Annotated in this window: 23 protein-coding genes and 2 tRNA genes; 6 read left to right on the forward strand and 19 right to left on the reverse strand. The window is 41.4% G+C overall.

Annotated elements, in window-relative coordinates:
* The coding region (locus HYS07_05840) for a glycoside hydrolase family 15 protein (protein MBI1870698.1) at nucleotides 1–882 on the forward strand (882 nt) is incomplete at its 5' end.
* Nucleotides 883–1138: 256 nt separating this feature from the next.
* On the opposite strand, the gene HYS07_05845 is transcribed toward HYS07_05840, so the two are convergent.
* The 4 genes from HYS07_05845 to HYS07_05860 all read right to left on the reverse strand — a co-directional run bounded on the left by HYS07_05845 (nucleotide 1139) and on the right by HYS07_05860 (nucleotide 4376).
* Complete coding sequence (locus tag HYS07_05845) at nucleotides 1139–2236, reverse strand: hypothetical protein (GenBank protein MBI1870699.1); 1098 nt, start codon at nucleotides 2234–2236, stop codon at nucleotides 1139–1141.
* 88 nt (nucleotides 2237–2324) lie between these two features.
* Nucleotides 2325–2597 carry a cupin domain-containing protein gene (locus HYS07_05850; protein ID MBI1870700.1) on the reverse strand — a complete coding sequence of 91 codons (273 nt, stop codon included), beginning with the start codon at nucleotides 2595–2597 and terminating at the stop codon, nucleotides 2325–2327.
* Entirely contained in the window at nucleotides 2594–3661 is a 1068-nt protein-coding gene (locus tag HYS07_05855) for an AI-2E family transporter (GenBank protein ID MBI1870701.1), read from the reverse strand. The genes HYS07_05850 and HYS07_05855 overlap by 4 nt, the downstream gene beginning before the upstream one ends.
* Before the next feature lie 52 nt (nucleotides 3662–3713).
* Nucleotides 3714–4376 (reverse strand): diphthine--ammonia ligase, encoded by a 663-nt coding sequence (locus HYS07_05860; protein ID MBI1870702.1) that lies wholly within the window; start codon nucleotides 4374–4376, stop codon nucleotides 3714–3716.
* A 231-nt stretch (nucleotides 4377–4607) separates the two neighbouring features.
* On the opposite strand from HYS07_05860, the gene HYS07_05865 reads away from it, so the two are divergent.
* The 3 genes from HYS07_05865 to HYS07_05875 all read left to right on the forward strand — a co-directional run bounded on the left by HYS07_05865 (nucleotide 4608) and on the right by HYS07_05875 (nucleotide 5299).
* Complete coding sequence (locus HYS07_05865) at nucleotides 4608–4955, forward strand: hypothetical protein (GenBank protein MBI1870703.1); 348 nt, start codon at nucleotides 4608–4610, stop codon at nucleotides 4953–4955.
* Between the two features lie 99 nt (nucleotides 4956–5054).
* A tRNA-Met gene (locus tag HYS07_05870) sits at nucleotides 5055–5131 on the forward strand.
* Between the two features lie 96 nt (nucleotides 5132–5227).
* A tRNA-Met gene (locus tag HYS07_05875) sits at nucleotides 5228–5299 on the forward strand.
* A 122-nt stretch (nucleotides 5300–5421) separates the two neighbouring features.
* Here the strand turns inward: HYS07_05875 and HYS07_05880 are convergent.
* The 9 genes from HYS07_05880 to tpx form a co-directional block, all read right to left on the reverse strand.
* Complete coding sequence (locus tag HYS07_05880) at nucleotides 5422–6402, reverse strand: flippase-like domain-containing protein (GenBank protein MBI1870704.1); 981 nt, start codon at nucleotides 6400–6402, stop codon at nucleotides 5422–5424.
* A gap of 98 nt (nucleotides 6403–6500) precedes the next feature.
* Nucleotides 6501–7877, reverse strand: a complete 1377-nt coding sequence (locus HYS07_05885; GenBank protein ID MBI1870705.1) for an NTP transferase domain-containing protein — start codon at nucleotides 7875–7877, stop codon at nucleotides 6501–6503.
* Complete coding sequence (locus tag HYS07_05890; protein MBI1870706.1) at nucleotides 7874–8980, reverse strand: alanine--glyoxylate aminotransferase family protein; 1107 nt, start codon at nucleotides 8978–8980, stop codon at nucleotides 7874–7876. Before HYS07_05890 ends, HYS07_05885 begins: the two co-directional genes overlap by 4 nt.
* Nucleotides 8946–9410 (reverse strand): hypothetical protein, encoded by a 465-nt coding sequence (locus tag HYS07_05895; GenBank protein MBI1870707.1) that lies wholly within the window; start codon nucleotides 9408–9410, stop codon nucleotides 8946–8948. Before HYS07_05895 ends, HYS07_05890 begins: the two co-directional genes overlap by 35 nt.
* Nucleotides 9407–9607: a DUF4160 domain-containing protein gene (locus tag HYS07_05900; GenBank protein ID MBI1870708.1), complete on the reverse strand. Its 201-nt coding sequence runs from the start codon at nucleotides 9605–9607 to the stop codon at nucleotides 9407–9409. The genes HYS07_05895 and HYS07_05900 overlap by 4 nt, the downstream gene beginning before the upstream one ends.
* A 90-nt stretch (nucleotides 9608–9697) precedes the next feature.
* Nucleotides 9698–10252 (reverse strand): sulfopyruvate decarboxylase subunit beta, encoded by a 555-nt coding sequence (locus HYS07_05905; GenBank protein MBI1870709.1) that lies wholly within the window; start codon nucleotides 10250–10252, stop codon nucleotides 9698–9700.
* Nucleotides 10253–10344: 92 nt separating this feature from the next.
* Entirely contained in the window at nucleotides 10345–10854 is a 510-nt protein-coding gene (locus tag HYS07_05910) for a sulfopyruvate decarboxylase subunit alpha (protein ID MBI1870710.1), read from the reverse strand.
* A gap of 23 nt (nucleotides 10855–10877) precedes the next feature.
* Nucleotides 10878–12545 (reverse strand): isocitrate lyase/phosphoenolpyruvate mutase family protein, encoded by a 1668-nt coding sequence (locus HYS07_05915; GenBank protein MBI1870711.1) that lies wholly within the window; start codon nucleotides 12543–12545, stop codon nucleotides 10878–10880.
* 80 nt (nucleotides 12546–12625) lie between these two features.
* Complete coding sequence (gene tpx, locus HYS07_05920) at nucleotides 12626–13147, reverse strand: thiol peroxidase (GenBank protein MBI1870712.1); 522 nt, start codon at nucleotides 13145–13147, stop codon at nucleotides 12626–12628.
* A 200-nt stretch (nucleotides 13148–13347) separates the two neighbouring features.
* Here tpx and HYS07_05925 point away from each other — a divergent pair, with 200 nt between their 5' ends.
* Entirely contained in the window at nucleotides 13348–13749 is a 402-nt protein-coding gene (locus HYS07_05925; GenBank protein ID MBI1870713.1) for a polymer-forming cytoskeletal protein, read from the forward strand.
* Nucleotides 13750–13754: 5 nt separating this feature from the next.
* Nucleotides 13755–14462: a polymer-forming cytoskeletal protein gene (locus HYS07_05930; GenBank protein MBI1870714.1), complete on the forward strand. Its 708-nt coding sequence runs from the start codon at nucleotides 13755–13757 to the stop codon at nucleotides 14460–14462.
* Between the two features lie 106 nt (nucleotides 14463–14568).
* Here the strand turns inward: HYS07_05930 and HYS07_05935 are convergent, their stop codons facing one another.
* From HYS07_05935 to HYS07_05960, 6 genes are all read right to left on the reverse strand, one after another.
* Nucleotides 14569–15858, reverse strand: coding sequence for an MFS transporter (locus HYS07_05935; protein ID MBI1870715.1), 1290 nt, complete (start codon nucleotides 15856–15858; stop codon nucleotides 14569–14571).
* Entirely contained in the window at nucleotides 15851–16102 is a 252-nt protein-coding gene (locus HYS07_05940; protein MBI1870716.1) for a hypothetical protein, read from the reverse strand. The genes HYS07_05935 and HYS07_05940 overlap by 8 nt, the downstream gene beginning before the upstream one ends.
* A 228-nt stretch (nucleotides 16103–16330) precedes the next feature.
* Nucleotides 16331–16747 carry a DUF420 domain-containing protein gene (locus HYS07_05945; GenBank protein MBI1870717.1) on the reverse strand — a complete coding sequence of 139 codons (417 nt, stop codon included), beginning with the start codon at nucleotides 16745–16747 and terminating at the stop codon, nucleotides 16331–16333.
* On the reverse strand, nucleotides 16744–17394 hold the full coding sequence (locus HYS07_05950) for an SCO family protein (protein MBI1870718.1): 651 nt from the start codon (nucleotides 17392–17394) through the stop codon (nucleotides 16744–16746). The genes HYS07_05945 and HYS07_05950 overlap by 4 nt, the downstream gene beginning before the upstream one ends.
* Entirely contained in the window at nucleotides 17394–17690 is a 297-nt protein-coding gene (locus HYS07_05955) for a cytochrome C oxidase subunit IV family protein (protein ID MBI1870719.1), read from the reverse strand. The genes HYS07_05950 and HYS07_05955 overlap by 1 nt, the downstream gene beginning before the upstream one ends.
* Nucleotides 17691–17705: 15 nt before the next feature.
* Nucleotides 17706–18305, reverse strand: coding sequence for a heme-copper oxidase subunit III (locus tag HYS07_05960; protein MBI1870720.1), 600 nt, complete (start codon nucleotides 18303–18305; stop codon nucleotides 17706–17708).
* Between the last annotated feature and the right edge of the window lie 26 nt (nucleotides 18306–18331).

Genomic DNA, 18331 nt, shown 5'->3' on the forward strand with positions numbered 1-18331 from the left:
ATTCTGGCCTCCAACGATACAGATATTATGGATTTTTCACGCGATACCTATTCTTACATGTGGCCCAGGGATGGGGCTCTGGTCGCAGCCTCTTTCATCAAGGCAGGTTATTCAGAAATCTCCCGCCGCTTTTTTAATTTTTGCAGCCAAATTGTGGATCCCGGCGGATATTTTCTTCATAAATTTACGCCCGATGGATCGGTCGGAAGCACGTGGCATCCCTGGTGGAAAAACAATGAACCTGAACTCCCGATTCAGGAAGATGAAACCGCCCTCGTGTTGTGGGCCCTCTGGAAACATTTTGATCGTTTTCATGATGTGGAATTTATTAAACCGCTTTACCGCGATTTAATTATTCTCTCGGCAGAATTTATGGTGAACTATCGGGACGAAAAAACCAAGCTTCCAAAACCCTCTTATGATTTATGGGAAGAGGAGCGGGGCGTCCACACCTTTACCGTCTCGACTGTTTTTGCAGGATTAAAGGCAGCGGCCAACTTTGCTGAAGCCTTCGGGGAAAAAAATCTTTCTCTCAAATACCGTCAAGCCACTGAAGAAATCAAAAAATCGATGAAGCTCTATTTATTTAATCCCAGTCTAAACCGATTTGCAAAAACGGCCCAGATGGACTCTAATGGAAAATACACACTCGAAATGAAGCTCGATGCGAGTCTCTTTGCCTTGTGGTTCTTCGAAGTCTTTGAACCCAACGATCCCATGGTTCGGTCTACCCTACAAGCCGTTCACAGCCAGCTCAAGGTAAAAACGAATGTAGGAGGCGTGGCTCGTTACGAAAACGACGCGTATCACAAAACGGTATTTGATTACGTTGAACGTGCAAAAATATTCAGGCGTAAATTCGAGCAAAAATCTTCCAGATGATCCAGGCCAGTACGAGGGCAATCAGAATCATGAAAATTCGGGGAATCCACAGGGCCGGGTTTGTCCACGGGATGATACGGTAGCAGCGATTACACCACGATCCTGTGTACGGAACAGGACCGGGGTAATGCCGCGTATGTCCGGGTCTGCCACATCGTTCACAAATTCCGCAATAACCTCGGGGTATTCCCTGCCTTTCAAAATGGGCCGGATCCTTATCCCACAAGTCACAATAGCAATGGCCATAAGTCATGTGCTATTCTCTTTTCCGCGTCCAAGTTCCACTCCATATTTTCCCAGGGTGCATTTCGCTGCCATATTTGACAAATGCAGTGGTCTCTTCATGAGCCTCCACTTTGACAGTATCACCGTCAGGGGTATCACCCGGCACCAAGGTGTACGTCCCTGTCCCAGACCTCTTCCCATGCTTTTGCCCATCTCGATACTCCGGGTCGGACTCCCACTGACAATCGAGTTGGCGCCCACCCGCCGAGACCTTGCAATTGAATATACGCTGCGGATCCTCTCTTCCAAGATCAGGCCCGTGACGGACAGTGGCCTCAACCGTATCGCCCGCTACCTTCACATGGACGGTATAAGTATCACCGCCATCCCAAAGCCCTGCCCATCGGCTCAAAAGAATTGTCCCCGGGCGCTCTGCCTCCCATACGGGTCCACGATCTACAATTTCTCCCCGCCCTTGGGCAAGAAGCTTCGTCACTTCTTTAACCTTTTCCGGAGAAAAATTTGTCGGCGATAATTGCTTTTCAAGATCTTGGGGAAACCATTCCTTGATTTTGCCCGGCCGCCAAAGAATGTTATATCTCTCCTGATGCAAATGACCCAGTTCGTGCAGGAGCAATTTTGCAATATCAAAATGGCTTCTGGGAGATCCATTAAAATAGAGTCCATCTTGATTCAACAGGACTTTATTCTTATCAATCGTTTGTCCTCCCGCTGAACAGGCCCATGTAGATTGTTTCCTCGTGATCACGCATTGGGCGTTAGCATCATCCAAGATCGATATAAGCTCCCGACGTTTTGTATTCGACAGGTTAGGCCACTGGCCCGTCGTCAATTCGTACTTGAGTATGGCAAGAACAGCAGGAAGCTCGAGCTGGGTCACAGGATTTGCTCCCGGGACATCTTTAACCACTAACCTTACAGCAGGCGGCTTAGCATGTTCATAGAAATCTTCTATTGTTTGATCGGCTCTTCCCAGACATGAGCATGAGCAAAATACCACGAACAAAAGGCGGGCTAGAAATTTGACACGAGGATTCATTGAAAAACCTCCTATGCTTTCATTCATGAACAGCATGGTTGTATAAAGGGTTAATGTCTTTTTACGCATCAATGATCGTTCTCCTTTGTTGAGGATTTTCTTGCAACGACCCGCTCTAAAATAATCCCACATCAATCAACTTTCTTCCAATTTTTTTCTATTTGTTTCGATAGCCATAAAGCCATTTTGAAGCGACCGAACCTTTATTGCGCACGGAATGCATCACGTGAGCAGAAATCAAAATTTCCTCTTTCTTTTTAGGACACATTTTCTGGCCCTGCATTTCTAACTCCACCTCGCCTTCTAAAATCATCAATAATTCATCCACGTCGTGAACATAGTTTTCCCAGACTTGCCCTGGAGGATCGGTCCATAGATCACAGCTAAATCCTCTGCTTGCCCAATTATTTTTAATGAGAGAGATGTTCACTCCTGATATTCCTCACCATAAATTTTGATAAAAGTCATTGCAAGAGCAACAACCAAGGGACCTAAAAAAAGACCCATGGGGCCATAGACCTTAATTCCTCCTAGAATTCCAAAAAAAAGAAAAAGCATGGGCAGTTTAATGCGATGTCCAATGAGAATAGGTCTTAAGAAATTATCAACCAAACTGACAACTCCTGAACCCCAAATGAGTAAGAAAATCCATTGCCAGGTGGCCCCCTTTATGAAATAACAAATACAAACGGGAATCCAGACGGCTCCTGCCCCCACAAAAGGAATCATGGCTGTAAACATGGTCGTAAATCCCAGAACAACAAAGGCAGGGATTCCCATAATGCGAAATCCAATTCCAGCTGCTATTCCCTGGGCTGCAGCCACAATGAAAACTCCCCGGACAACGGCTGTCAGGGTCGAATAAAGAAGATCTGCAATTTGGTCTTTATGCTTGGGTTCCATGGGAACTAGATCTTTTGCTTTTTTAAAAAGGAAAGGACCATCTCGAAAAAGGAAAAAGAGAGTAAAGATCATGACCAAAACATTAAAGACAAGGGCTAAGGCGTTTCTTGGAAGTTTCTTTCCTAAAAGATAAAGGTTGTTCACAAGTTTTCCTGCTGTCTCAGCCAGCATTTTTTGAAAATCAACCTGTGTTAAATCAAGAAGACTTTTAAGCTTATCTTCAATTATCTTTAACCAATGAACATCGGTTGAAATTTCCCCCTGACGCCATTTCTCGAGCGTAATGCCTAATTGCTTAATCATGGGAGAAAGTGTTTTAATTTCGTTGAGCAAAAGCCAAGAAAGGAAGATAAAGGGAAGAACGATGAGAACCACCACGAAAAATGTCGAGACAAAGGATGCAAGATTAATCCTTTTTTTCCCAACCATTCTCAAGTTCAAGCGATGCAGAGGGAAAAAGATGAGGCTTAAGACAATGGATCCCAAAATCCCTGTATAAAAAGGAGAGAGAATGTTTAAGATTTGATAAAGGAGAAAGAGAAAAACACCAAGAAAGAAAAATCGAAAAAGTTGATCGCGTCGGACATTCATGGATTGTTAGCTCCGGTCTCTTTCCTCTTATAACAAATCTTGGCGCTTCAGGCTATAAAAGATCGCAAAACCAAAATCCATCCCGCTCAACGATTTCTCCTTTTTTGACCTTAAGGGGATATTGAAAAATAGGACCGTCATAGACAAAGGTATGAAATTCCCCATTTTCACCACAGGGATCCACCGAGGAAGGAAGGTCTTTGAGAAGTTTTTCATCAAACTCACGGCCGCAAAAGGAAGGATTCATTTGTTTAGGATCGATACAGACTAAGATGGCTTTAAAGCCTTGACGTATAAAATCGTGAGCGAGTCTTTTCGTATCTTTGAGCCAGAGAGGGAAAAGACCTGTCATTTCAAGTTGAGCAAGATTCTTTTCTCTGTAGCTTCGAATATCTTGTAAAAATAAATCTCCAAAAACAACTTTTGAAATACCCATTTTTTTATATTTCTCTAGAATTTTGTACATGGACTCTTCATAAATTAAGTTAGAGGCTTGAATAGGAATGCGTACTTCTTCCAAGGGAAGGCCAATGGAAGTGATTTGTTCCTGTAAAAGGCGGTACCGAACGCCGTGCATGCTGATTCGGTCGTAGCCCTCTGTGATCGTGGTGAGAAGTGCTTTTACATTTAACTTTGAGTTTTCAAGACAAGCCTGAAGCGCAAGAGAACTGTCTTTCCCTCCACTCCAACATAACAAAACAGGTTCGCTCATCATATTCCCTGGCTTTTTTCTCTTCTTTATAATGATTCATTCTATTTTCTTATTCAATGAATGACTGTATCAGAAGGAGTTTTGATGATCAATCAAAGACCGCGGACCCCAGACTACAGACCATGGACCACGGACTCTTAAGAATTTCTAGTCTCTGGTCTTTGGTCCAGTCCATCCATCCATTTTTAACCTTGCCTTGAAACTGATTTGAGATTATAGTTGCCCCAGCTATTTATGAGCTCAAAAGTTAAATCTCTCTTAAGAATTCAAGAAATTGAGGAAGAGCTACGAAAGAAAGCCAAGGCTTCTAAACTCGAGCTCATTCAGGAGCTTGCGGATCATCGAGTGGGCATTCCTTCCGAGTTTATTCGTGCTTATGATCGTGCGAAGAGACGTTATAAAAATGCGATTGTTCGACTGATCAATGGGGTTTGCCAAGGCTGCTTTCTAGCGGCTTCTGCAGGAGTTGCCATTGTTGCAAAGGCAGGAAAATCCATTCATGTTTGCGAGCACTGCACCCGTCTTCTCTATTGTGAAAAGCCTCCTGAAGCAGCTCAAGACCTGAAGCAGCTCAAGATTTGAAATCAAAATAAGCACCCCCATTTGCCTTAAAAAATAGTCTAGAATTTATTGGAAAAAGTCGTATAATATTTTCTTTTAGTGTCATTTTCGTATTACAGATGCGGGGTAGAGCAGCCTGGTAGCTCGTCGGGCTCATAACCCGAAGGTCGTTGGTTCAAATCCAACCCCCGCTACCAGTTTTCTTTCGGATATCGGATTACGGATATCGGATTTGATGATAGATCGATTTTAAATCCGAAATTCGAAGTTCGAAATCCGAATTTTTTTTGTACGCCAGGGTAGCTCAGTGGTAGAGCGGGGCTCTCATAAGGCCTAGGTCGGGGGTTCAATTCCCTCCCCTGGTATGACTTCCATCCAAAAACAGTAGGGAGTAAGAAGTAAGTAGAAGAAAAGCATAGATTCGATTTTCTTTACTACATACTACATACTTCTTACTACTTACTACTTACTGCTTACTATATACTACTTACTGTTTTTTCCCCGCGTTTACTTTTGAATTCATAATAATGACCCATCCAAGGCCTGACCAGAACAGTTCACGAACGCGTCTGATTAAACTGACCGAAAGCCCCAACGCCCCTCCAAATCCTAATGAGGTAAAAATAAATAAATTTCCGCCTTCTTGAGTTCCCAAATTTGCAGGAACCATGAAGGCAAGCCCTCGAATCAATTGATGCAAGGCCTCAATCATCAGGGCATCCCCAAGGTCTAAAGGAAGTTTCAGCCAATGAACAATCAGAAAGATTTCAAAAATACCTGCAAGCCATCCTAAGAAATGAAAGAAAAAGGAAATCAAGAAGCGGATTTTATATTCCTTATAAAAAGTCATCATGAGGGATTCCATCTCTACGATTTTATGCATGATGTTTGTAAGAAAAGTTCGACCAATCTTTAAATGAATAAAAAATTTCGCCGATCCTGAAAAAAGTCCGCGGCTTTGTAAGAAAAGAAATAGAAAGACAAGAATAATCAAAAGTCCAAAGCAAGCCAGCACAACGCCTCTTAAGGCATTCGAAATATCAAGTCGGTTATAAGCAAAAACAAGGCCGATCACTACAAAGAGAAGTTGAGAAAGGGCCATGGTGGTTTTGGCGATCACCAGAGAGCTCATACTTTCAGTCATTGAAATTCCGTAGGGTTTCAAAAGCATGGCTTTAACAGGCTCTCCCCCTACATAACCCGTGGGAGTGGTATTGTTCACAGCCTCACCTGCGATCCGAATCCAAAAAAGCCTAAAAAAATTGACGCAGCAAACCCGTGGATGAAAGGCAAATCTCCAGCCTAAGGTATCCCAGCAGTTGACAAAACCGTAAACGGTTAGAAGAGGAATAAAGTTCCATTTCAGTTTACAGATTTCATTCAAAATAGCGTGCCAGCCCGCACGAGTCGTAAAATAGACAAATAAGGAAACACCTAAAGCCAGGAGTAATTTTTGACGTAGTTTCATTTGATTTTTCTCTCAGTAAGGACCCATTATCACATATCAAGATTAAGATAGGGAATGATAAATAGTTACAAGCTGTAAGGGATAAGCGGACTGCTTTTTTACCCTACCGGCGCTTCCTCTAAATGAAAAACCAAAATAGCAATCCAGAAGAGATGAAGGCCAATGGCCGAGGCCCATAAGAACATCTCTCGGAAGTTAAAAAAAACAACGATTAAAACTAAAAATGAAAAATCCCCTTGCTTCAGGTATTCTAAAACTTTTGCAAGAAGTCCCATTCTTTTGACGGAGAGTTTGAAAACATCTTCCTTGATTTTTTTGGAATTAAAAATCCTTTTCAGCATGAAAATAGAAACGGTGACCACCACGCCAATAAAAGAAATTCCACCCAAAATGAGCATTGCTTTTTGTCCACTGGCTCGATAAAGTCCCCACGCCCATAATGGAAATAAAAGGGTATGAATGATTCCATCACAGCCAATATCCAGCCAGCCGCCCAGTCGACTAGAAAGATGTTTTGCCCGAGCCACCTCGCCATCACAATTATCAAGAATGTAAAACAGTTGGAAAAAAATGGCTCCGCATAAGCTTGTGAGATAAGACCCTCTTGAAAAGAAAAACAAACCGATCAGTCCAGAAAAGAAACTGAGTAAAGTAATCATATTGGGCGTAAGCGGTGTTTTAAGAAAAAATCGGGTGATGGGACTTGAGAGACGCCGGTTAAGAGGTTTAATTTTTTTTGCCTCCTCGAGTTTCTCAACTTTGGGCAGAATCCTCAACCAGGCCTTTCTTAAATCCTCCTCAAAATCAATCTCGGTCCAGGGAAGTCCATGAATATCTGTGTATCCCACTTTTTCAGATTTAATCCATTCATTCAAAACGGTCTCATATTCACAAGTCACCTGCCCTCGTTTGTAAAATGTATCCAGCTTGGAAACTAAAGAAGGCAAATTTTCTTTGCCCACTTTCAAAAAGCCGATGCCTTCTCCAACTTTTTCATAGGAAGAGGACAAGTTCTTTGAAATTTCGCACACTTGGCCACGTTGGATTCCCAACTTCATTTCTTCCCCGGTGTCTTGAAAATTCTCGTCTAGCAAAAAAGAATTTCGATGCGGGGATTGGATCAATTTTTCAAGCATGGGGAATGGAAAAAGAACGTCCGCATCCATGATCAGAAAATCATCTTTCTCCAAAATAGGACGAGCCGCCCAAAGGGAGAGAATGCCTCCTTCATGATAGCGATCATTTTCGATGTAAGAAATGGAAAGCCCACCCAAAGAATTCCCTACTTTTTCAAAAATCTTATTTTTTAAATGACCGACCACGATGAATACTTCTCGAATACCCACCTTCTCCAAGCAAGAGAGCATTCGTTCTAAGATAGTTGTCCCTCCCATTTCAATGAGGCATTTTGGGGTATGATCTGTAAAAGGAGAGAGTCTTTTGCCGACGCCAGCAGCAAGAATAAGTGCTTTCATTTTATTATTTTTTCCAAACATTTTAAAAATCGGTCAATGTCTTTCAACTTCAAATTTCCCATATTCGCGACACGAAAAATTTTTGTTTTGAGATCCCCCTGTCCTGCATAAATCACGAATCCTTGCGCCTTTAATTGATCATGTAAAGCGTCATAAGAAACGCCTGCAGGTAATTTCAGGGCTGTCAAAGTCCCTGAATGATATTTGGGATCAATGAGATATTCGAGTCCTAAATTTTCAAATCCTTGGCGAAATCTCGCTGAGTATTGTTGATATCTTTGAATTCTATTTTTAACCCCTTCCTCAATGAGTTCCTCCAAGGCGGTATCCAAGGCATAAAAAGTTTGAACAGCAGGGGTAAAGGGAACTCCTCCAGACTCCTGTTCTTTCCAATAGGTTTTAAGATCAAGGTAAAGAGAGCGAGGGGGAAAAGAATGCATTTTTTCTAACTCCCCTTCGCGAAGAAGAACAAAGGAAACTCCGGGTAATCCCTGAATGCACTTATTGGCGGTTCCAACGCAAACATGAATGGGGATTTCTCCCCAAGAAATTTCTTCTCCGCCGAGGCTGCTGATGGCATCTACAATCAGTCTTTTTCCCTTCATTCCTTTGAGTTGGGCAATTTTCCGAAGGGGGTTCAACATCCCTGTCGAGGTTTCGTGATGAACCATGGCTACTGATTCAATTTCAGAATCCGAAAGAAGAAGTTGATTTATTCTATCTAAAGGAAGGGGCTCACCCAAATGAACCTTTATAATTTCTTTGCGAAATCCATGAAGTGAAATAATTTTTTCAATTCGGTCCCCGTACACTCCATTCGAAAGGACAAGTACTTTTCTTTTGGGATCGAGCGTGGAGACCAAAGCAGTTTCCAGGGCCAGGGTTCCAGAGCCGGAGAGAAAGATAGGAAAATAATTTTTTAAGCCAAAGGCCTTAAGCAAATTTTGTCTCACTTTTAAGAGGAGGTTGGAAAACTCCTTTTCCCGGTGACAAAGATCCCCTCGGAGAAGAGATTGCTTCACCTTTTTTGAGGTATTGACAGGGCCTGGATTAAGGAGAATATATTTTTCAGGCAGCTTTTTTGAATTTCCACTTGAACTCATAATTTAATATCGCAGCTAATTCTATAAGACGAGAAAATTCCTTTTTGTAATTTGTTGTGTCCAAGAGCCGCGCCAATTGCGACATAGATGTTCTCAAGCGTCTTGACAATTCACGCTTTGATACTTGTTCTTGATCGATAAAGCAATTGATCTGTTTGGTAATCTCGTAAAGAACCGTTTCTCGCACGTACTCAGGATGCTGCGCAATATGCAGAGGTTGGTCAAATGGAACAAAATTCTTTTCCCCTCCTTCCAGCACAAAATAGAAGGAATACCCACTGACCTCTTGATCTGGCCCTGCTTCTATAACCTTTTCACGAATTCCTAGCGCAGAATAAGGGCATTCGATCTCCAACCCTGAAATATACAGCAGATGAAAAACCTTTTTTTTATTATCAAAGTCAACCTTTTTGAATCTTCTATGCTTCATCCGAAAGCCTCCTCCTTCATCAAGGCCACCAGAATTTTTCGAATCTGTCGAGTGATTCTTCCTTCCATTAAAGTCAGGTGAACGTCTAGTTCCACCCTCGCAAGAAACTTTCCATTTTTAAAAACATGTACGTGACGGGGGAAATGATCACCGATCCAAAATTCAAAAATATAACCACCCCGCTTAATCCTCCCCATGCAAAGATGATACCTTATAAGGAATCACTTGTCGATCTAAAAGGCATACAGGAACTATTCAACATCTAAAGTTATAAAACGCAACAACTCCTACATCAAGGACCTGAATCGATTTGTGATTTCTTCAGGAGTCAGTTTCACTCGAGAGCAGAGCTCTCCATCACTGGACTGGACTTTAATCAACAGGAAAGAAGGTCCTTCTTCTTTCAGAACTTTATTTAATTTAGGAGTGAGGGATTCATTCCAATCTACTTTTTCTGAAATGCGAAACCCGCAATCTAAGGCAATTTTTTCAAGAGGAATAAATTTAGAAAGAGTGGGTTGCTCCCCTGTTGACCCATAAGTTTCATTATCAAAAACAATATGAATCAAATTTTTAGGTTTAAGACTTCCAGTCATGGCAAGATTTCCCATGCTCATGAGAACACTTCCATCTCCATCATAAACCACGACTTTTCTTTCAGGATGGGAGAGAGCTACTCCCAAAGCAATCGCAGGGGCAAGCCCCATGGAACCCATCATGTAAAAATTTTCAGGGCGATCTTTTACGGAAAATGATTCCCGGCAAATATGACCGTTGGCATGAATCACCAACTGATCTGTGAGAAGATTTGAGATATGTTGAATGGCTTCTATTCGCTTCATTCCATGACTCATCCTTTTAAAAATCAAAATTTAAAATGCAAAAATCAAAATGACAGATCAAAATCCAAAATTTTGAAGAGTTTTTGATATTTTCACTGTCCGCCGAAAATTCCTTTTCTCATTAAAAGAGCGGCAGGGATTTGCCCACGATTCATTTCATCAATGCAGAATTTTAAATCTTCTCCTAAGCTTTCGGGTGATGGAATACGATAAGGAATCTTAATCGTATCTAAGAGATGAGGGGTGATCTCTCCCATGACCCAATGTTCTGGAGCATCTTTGATCTGATAGCCTCTCAAAGAAATCAGCATTAGAACGGGGAGTTTATAAATGAGGTTGAGGGAAGTCAGCGCATTGTAAGAAACTCCCAGCCCAGAATTTTGCATAAGAAGAACGGGTTTCTTCCCTCCGAGATATGCTCCAACGGCCACTCCCATGGCAGAATCTTCTCTTACAGCGGGTAAATAATCCTCATGAGTGCTGATGCACCTAATTAAATCTTCAAGAAAGCTGCAAGGGACACCCGTGAAAAAATTAAAACCCTTTATTTTAAGTTTTTGCCAAAAATCATGCGCAAGTTTAGAGCATTTTAAATCAATCATAGGATGACAAAACAGTTTAAACTTTATTTCAGTGTCGCCCACGCTCGCTGATAGTCTTCGAAGGTATCTATCTCCATCCAACCTTTATAAATATCCACTGCATGGACACAGTGACCCCGTTCAATCATTTCTTGAATCATGTCTGTCAATGAGGCTTTTTGAAGGGAAATGGCCTCGTGGAAATTTCCGTTGGGAGCATGCTTTAAATGCTCATATTCTTTGCGCAGAATTTCGGTTCCTTTGGGAGAAAACATGGCCATTCCTATAAATTCACCGTGGGCAAGATTGCGATCTAATTTTTCGCCAATTTTGACAATAGACTGATGGGCCCCTGATGAGAGATAACGATAAGCTGTTGGAGGAGGTTCTTTCATCATCACCACTTCTCGCTCTATTCCCAATGGAATTTTCCCATCCCGATGGGCATCATACCAAGCACGGTCCACCACCAAAGAAATGTCTTCTGGCGATTGGAGCAATTTTTCGAGCACGGTTTTCTCAAACAGAATATCTCCGTAAAGGAAAATGACGCGTCCCTCGATTTCAGGTTCAGCACAAAAAAAGGAAGATAAAATATAATTTTCTTCATAATGCGGATTCTCATAATAACGCAAATTGGGAAGTCGTATTTTTTCAGATTGATAACCTCTGACAACAACAATATCTTTAATGTTGCAAGAATTCAAAACCTCTACTTGACGTTCTAAAATGGTTTTCCCTTTAATCTCAAGCATACTCTTGGGTCGATCTTCAATGAGGGGCATAAGATCTTTTTCAAAACCCGCACTCACAATAATCGCTCGAGTTTTTTCACCCCCAATAGGAAGATATTGGTCTTCCGCCTCTTTCATTTCTTGAACGCCCACCAATCGGTATACTTCCTCAAGAGGGATCAAATGAGATTGAACGGCGCCCGAATAACCTTTTTCTTTAAGTTCCTTCAGCATTTCCTTCATGGACCGAATGGCTGAACGAATGAGTTGATTTGCAAAAATGACCACTTTAAAACCGTGCTCACCTAAAGACTCAGCAGAAATGGAGTCAAAAATAGTGGGGACAACAACCAGAGGGACTTTTAATTTCCATGCTTTTGCAAATTGAATCACTTCATCTGGGAGTTTAGATTTGGAATGAATGAGAATGGCATCCGCACCCGCTTTTGCATAAGCCTCGCCTCGCCGAAGGGCTTCCTCCATCCCCCATCCCGCAATCAAAGCCTCGATCCGGGCAATGAATAAAAAGTCAGGATTTTTTTTTGCCGATTGACCGGCTCGAATTTTACCTTCCATTTCCTCAACGGAAACCAGCTCACGACGAAAGCCAGGATAAAAACTGCACTGTTTTGGGAAGATATTGTCTTCAATGGAAATCCCTGCGATCCCTATCTTCTCATATTCGATGACCGTTCTCATGACATTGAGCGCATTTCCATAGCCATTGTCACAATCCGCAATCACAGGAAGCAGGACCGCTTCATTGATATTCTTGGCAACTTCGAGGTTTTCCGTCATTGTCAGAAAATTGGCATCGGGCAGACACTTTTGAGCAGCAGAAATTCCAAAACCTCCTGCCCAAATAGCATCAAAGCCGGCTTCTTCAATCAATTTGGCGCTCAGGGCATCATGTGCACCTACCGCTAAAATAGGGCTAGGACGATTAAAAAGATTTCTTAAGAGCGAAGGCTTATTCATACCTAATATAACCTAATGTAAATTAAAAAAAACCCGATTCCTCTGATCTTTGTCAGAAGAACCAGGGTTCATAATCTTACTTATGAAACCTTTTGTTTGAGTGAAGCAAGAGCCAATTCGTAATTGGGAGGGTGGGTCACTTCTTTTACCACCTCGATGTATGAGATTTTATCTCTTGCATCAACAACAACAATGGCCCTGGAAAGGAGACGTAATTCCTTAATCAAAACTCCGTAGGCCTGACCAAAAGAGAGATCTCGGTGATCAGACAAAAACTTGATTCGATCTGCCTTAGCTTGTCCGCACCATCGGGCTTGAGCAAAGGGAAGATCACAGCTGACTGTTAAAACTTGAATGTCTGAAGGAAACTTAGCCGATTCCTCATTAAACCGTTTGGTTTGTAAATCGCACACGGGTGTATCCAAAGAAGGGACTACATTAAAGAGTCTCGTTTTACCTTTTGAGCTCGCTAAGGTAACCGTGGAAAGATCATTGGCCAATAATTGAAAGTCTGGAGCCGAATCCCCTATTTTCAGTTCTGGACCGATGAGGGTGAGGGGGTTTCCTTTAAAGGTCACCGCCCCTTTGCGTTCTTGAGCCATAAAAACCTCCTTTATCTTAAAAAGACTGAAATTGTCACATATAGAAACATGCACCTTATCATACCAACTAAGAAAGGATCAAGGGAAAATGGACTTTGGAAAAATGATTTTTGCGTGACAAATTCTCTCCTACTGTGTTTAAATTCACTTAAAAATAGCAGTAAGCTTTATCACCCTTCTAATCCTAAAGGAGCAAAACTATGAATCCTCAAAATCAAGAAAATCTTCTCAATGCGGAAGTGGAAATTAAAGGAACCTTGAAGTTTTCAAATGCTTTAAGATTGGATGGAAAAATTGAAGGACAAATCATTTCTGAAGGTCGGTTTACTTTAGGTTCTACCGGGGAAGTCAAAGGAGACGTTCAGGTCGAAAACGCGGTGATTGAAGGGAAGATTCAAGGCAATGTCATTGCGACGGATAAAGTTGAGCTGAAGGCCCAGGCCCAGCTTTTTGGAGATATCCGAGCCTCACGTTTGGTGATTGAAGAGGGGGTTATCTTTTGTGGAAAATCTGAAGTGAATCCAGATGGGAAGAGAATGGCGGATGTGGTTTCAAAACTCGGGAAACAAACGCTTCACAGTGAATTGGTAGAACGAAAATAAAAAGAGTGAGCAGTCCTCCTCCTCTTACCAAGGTTCAAAAGGTTTCAGGTCGAACAGTGGTGATCCACTGTCCTCATTGTCAATCCGAGCAAAATGTTCGACCGGATGGAATTTCTCTTTTCTGCGGGAAATGTCACCTTTCCATTCAAGTTCAAGAAATGCTTCATCCCTCCTCTCCTTCTCAAGCCAAAACCACTCAAACAAAGCTGGTCAGTTGCTTTCGCTGCCATATTGAAATTCCTGCTCCCCTTAAAGCCCAGTCCTTTCTCTGTAAAAAATGTGGGTATCGAAATGATCTTCAAGATTATCATGTGAAATCGGTCCTGAGTCGTGATCTTGAAACTTATGGAAATCTCTCGATTGATGCGGCAGGAACAGTGCTCAATTCTACGGCCAAAGTGAAAGAGGCACTCATCGCTGGAAAATTCATTGGGCACTTGACGGCAGATTCGATTACCCTCAAATCTGGCGCTATTTTTGAGGGAGGAATGATGGCGGAGTGTCTCACCCTTGAATCTTCTGTGCAATGCAGTATCAAAAAAGAGTTCTGGGTGAAGAAAATTATTTTAACAGGTCTTTATCAAGGGAATATTCAAACGCATGAAACGGTTTTCTTAAAGAAAAACGCTATTTTCATCGGGACCCTTTCCACCAAAAACCTTTTCATGGAAGAAGGGGCAACGCTGATGGGAGAAATAAAAATTGGGATGTAGCAGTGAAAATCCAAAAATCAAACATCAAAAATCAAAATGACAGATCAAAACTTAAAATGTCTCCCTTACAATAGCATTAGAAATTTTGGATTTTAGGTTGTCATTTTTATTTTTGATGTTTGATTTTTAAATTAAAAAGGGAATTTGAAGAGGTTTCCTCTATTGGAAGAAAGGGAATGACCAACATCCCCGGAAGTGTTGCCAGACACACAATAATAAAAAAATGAGGATAATCAAAAGTTTTTTGAAGAGTTCCACTGATCATTCCGGGAATCATCATTCCTAGGGCCATTAAGCCTGTTGAAATGGCAAAATGAGAGGTCGGGTATTCACGCCTTGTAGCCATTCTCATCAAAAAAACGGAAAAGGCAGAATAGCCTAAACCGTAGCCGAACTGTTCAAGAAAAACCAAGGGGTAAATATAAGTGAGAGATGGAGTAAAATAGGCGATCATCACATAAAAGACGTCTGGTAAATTAAGTGCTAAGGCCATCGGCCAAAGACATTTTTTAAGACCAAACTTCGAAAGTCCAACCCCTCCCAAAATCCCTCCTAAAATTAAAGCTAAGACTCCAAAGGTTCCGTAAACCATTCCCACTTGGGAAGTGCTCATGGCAAGCCCCCCCGCTTCTTTTAGATCCAGGAAAAAGGGAGAGACCATTTTTACTAACATGCCTTCTCCCAAACGATAAAGCAGAATGAAGGCCAAAATGGCCCCAATTTTTTCTTGACTAAAATAGGAGTCAAAAACTTTTTTCCAGGATGTTTTTTCTTTCTGAATCAAAAGAATAGAAACATCTTCTTTTGGAAAAGGTAAAATCAAACGATGATAAAGAGATAAAAATATAAAAAGAATGGCAGAACATCCTAAAGTCACAGTCCAGCTTAAAGAGATATTTTGAAGAAGGATTTCGAGTTTCCCTGCAAAATAAACTAAAAAACCAGAGCCAAAAATCATGGCCATACGATAAAAAAAAGAACGAATTCCGACAAACATGGCCTGATGGTCTTTTGAAAGGGACAACAAATAAAATCCATCGACCGCAATGTCGTGAGTGGCAGAGATGAAAGCTCCAAGGGTAAAAAGGAGAAGTGTGATCAGAAAGAAATGAGGAAGCCGAAGGAAAAGCGCAGCTCCCCCCAAGATCAACACCATGAAAACTTGCGTAAAAAAAATCCAATTTCTCTTGGTCGAATAAAGATCAAGCCATGGCCCCCAGAACATTTTAAGGACCCAAGGCAGATAAAGAAAACTGGTCCAAAATGTGATTTGAGTATTTTCGATGCCGAGGCGTTTGTAGAAGATGACAGAAACGGTATTAATGATGCAATAAGGGACTCCCTCTGCAAAGTAAAGGGTTGGAATAAAAAACCAAGGATGAGCTTTTTTAGACAGGGGCTCCTACGCTTTCCAAAATCTTTTTCTTTCGCTGATAAGTTCTCACAATTAAAAAGGCCAAGGTTCCTGTAAGAATAAAAGGTAGGCTGAGCATCATCATAATGCTCAAAAAATATCCTCGGGCTAAACTTAAAGCCCCTTCTGTTCCAAGCGCATCCTTGCAAGCAGGGCAGGCGAAGATAGCTCCTTGGTTCATCAAAAAAAAGAGATATAGAAATAAAAGTTTGAGTTTAAGTTTCATTTTAAGATCAACCATGAAAATCCAAAAATCAAATATCAAAGATCAAAATGACAATGTAAAACTTAAAATGTCTCCCCTGCAATAGCATTAGAAATTTTGGATTTTAGGTTGTCATTTTGCATTTTGATTTTTGGATTTTAAATTTACGACAACAATAAAAACGGATCCACAATCCATAGAAAAAACGCTTCCCTTAAATCTGTCTATCATTGACTGTTGACTGTGGACTCATTTCATATAAAGCATCCAATAGATTATCACACCGGTGATTGAAACATAAAGCCATAAAGGGAAAGTCCAGCGGGCAATTTTTACATGTTTTTGAAACCTTTCTTTCCAGGCTTGATAAAGCGTGATCAAAGCAAGGGGGACAATCACCACAGCCAAGAAGGTGTGGGAGATCAAAATTGAAAAATAAAGGGGGCGGATCCATCCTGTCCCCCAAAAATGGGTTACCCCGTGATGGGCATGATAGTAAAGATAACTTGCTAGAAAGACGATCGAGACAGAAAAAGCCGAGAGCATACAGATTTTATGAGGTAAAATCCTCTTTCTACGAATGAAGTAATAACCCAAGCCTAGAAAGACGCCACACGTTCCATTGAGCGTTGCATTCAGGGCTGGAAAGACTTTTAAAGGAATCATGTTTCTTGCCTCTCGTGGGTTCTATGGAGCAGAGTAAGAATATCTTTTTTTAGCTGCTCAAATCGGTCTTCGTCTGTGGCTGGATAATATCCTCTGATTTGGCCTTGAGGATCCACTAAAACAAATCGGTTGCTGTGGAGAATGGGTTCTTCCACTGTTCCTCCCGCTTCGGATACCCCCAGGTGAAAACCCTCTTTCATCAGAGAAAAGATCATTTCTTTTTTTCCTGTCAAAAACAACCAGGGTGAAAGGGCATTTTGATACTTCTTCGCATATTCTTGGAGGACTGGAGGTTCGTCCCATTCAGGATCGACCGAGATGGAAACCCATTGCAATCGAGAATCCTTAGGTAAAATTTTTTGAAGATCCTTCATTTTTTCACTCATGAAAGGGCATTGGCCTTGACAACGAGTGAAAATAAAATCAATCACAGAAATTTTATTTAAAAAATCATTTTGGGTGATTTGTCGACCCTCGGCCTCGATAAGAGAAAAAGGGGGTAAAGAACCATAGATAGGGATAGGATTATTTTTTAATTGAGGTGTGTGATGAAAATGTATCCAGGAAATCCAAAAGAATATACTTCCTACCCCGATGAAAATGAGTAGGTAAAGCAATTTTTGTAGGGAGAAAAAGCGATTTTCCATTAAAATCGGTAGAGGCTTAAGCCCGTTAATAGAGTGAGCGTAATCGATAAAATAATGGGATAGAGAATGATGGCAATGAGAATCACTCTTTCAAATTTAAGATGCATAAAATACATTGCGACCAGGAGTGCCTTCGTAATGGCAAGGGTTACAAGAATGATGATTTTCGTTCCTTGTAGAATGGGGAGATAAAGCGCTGCCACTTCCAAGGCTGTCAGCCCCAATAACCACCCCCATACACCCATGTAGTTAGGGTGAGAAAAACTTTTACTGGCTTCTTCATTTTCTTGATTCATAGTTATCCTTTAGCATTAAATTAAGTATACAATCGTAAACAAAATAATCCACACCAAATCAACAAAATGCCAATAAAGTCCTACCAGTTCCACAGGGGCATGATGTTCTTTTGTGAAATGACCTAGAAGCGATTTAATCAAGAGAACAAACATCGCAATCACTCCCCCTAGGACGTGACACCCGTGAAAACCCGTCAAAATGTAAAAACAGGTTCCATAAAGATTTCCTTCAGGGTGAAGCCCATGATGGACATAAAGTTTATGATATTCAAAGGCCTGAATGGAAAGAAAGAGGACTCCAAAGAGAAAGGTGGAAAAAATATGCTGTTTCAATTTCTTTTGATTTCCCATTTCACACCAGTAAAAGGCCTTGACCATGGTGACACTGCTACAGATTAAAACGAAGGTATTAAATCCAGTCAGAGGAATGTTCAGAATCTTACCAGGTTGGGGCCAATGGAGGGCCCCTAAGCGTAGAACAATATAGGACCCAATGAGGCCCGCAAAGAACATGATTTCTGAACAAAGAAAAAGCCATGTTGCCAGCTTGGCATTATCGATTCCCACAGGTCGCTCGAGAAGTGTTTCCTGATTCATGGTTGCTGCATGACTCATTGATCTATCTCCTTATAAAAACTTGT

The organism is Chlamydiota bacterium (genome assembly GCA_016178055.1).
GTDB lineage: Bacteria > Auribacterota > JACPWU01 > JACPWU01 > JACPWU01 > JACOUC01.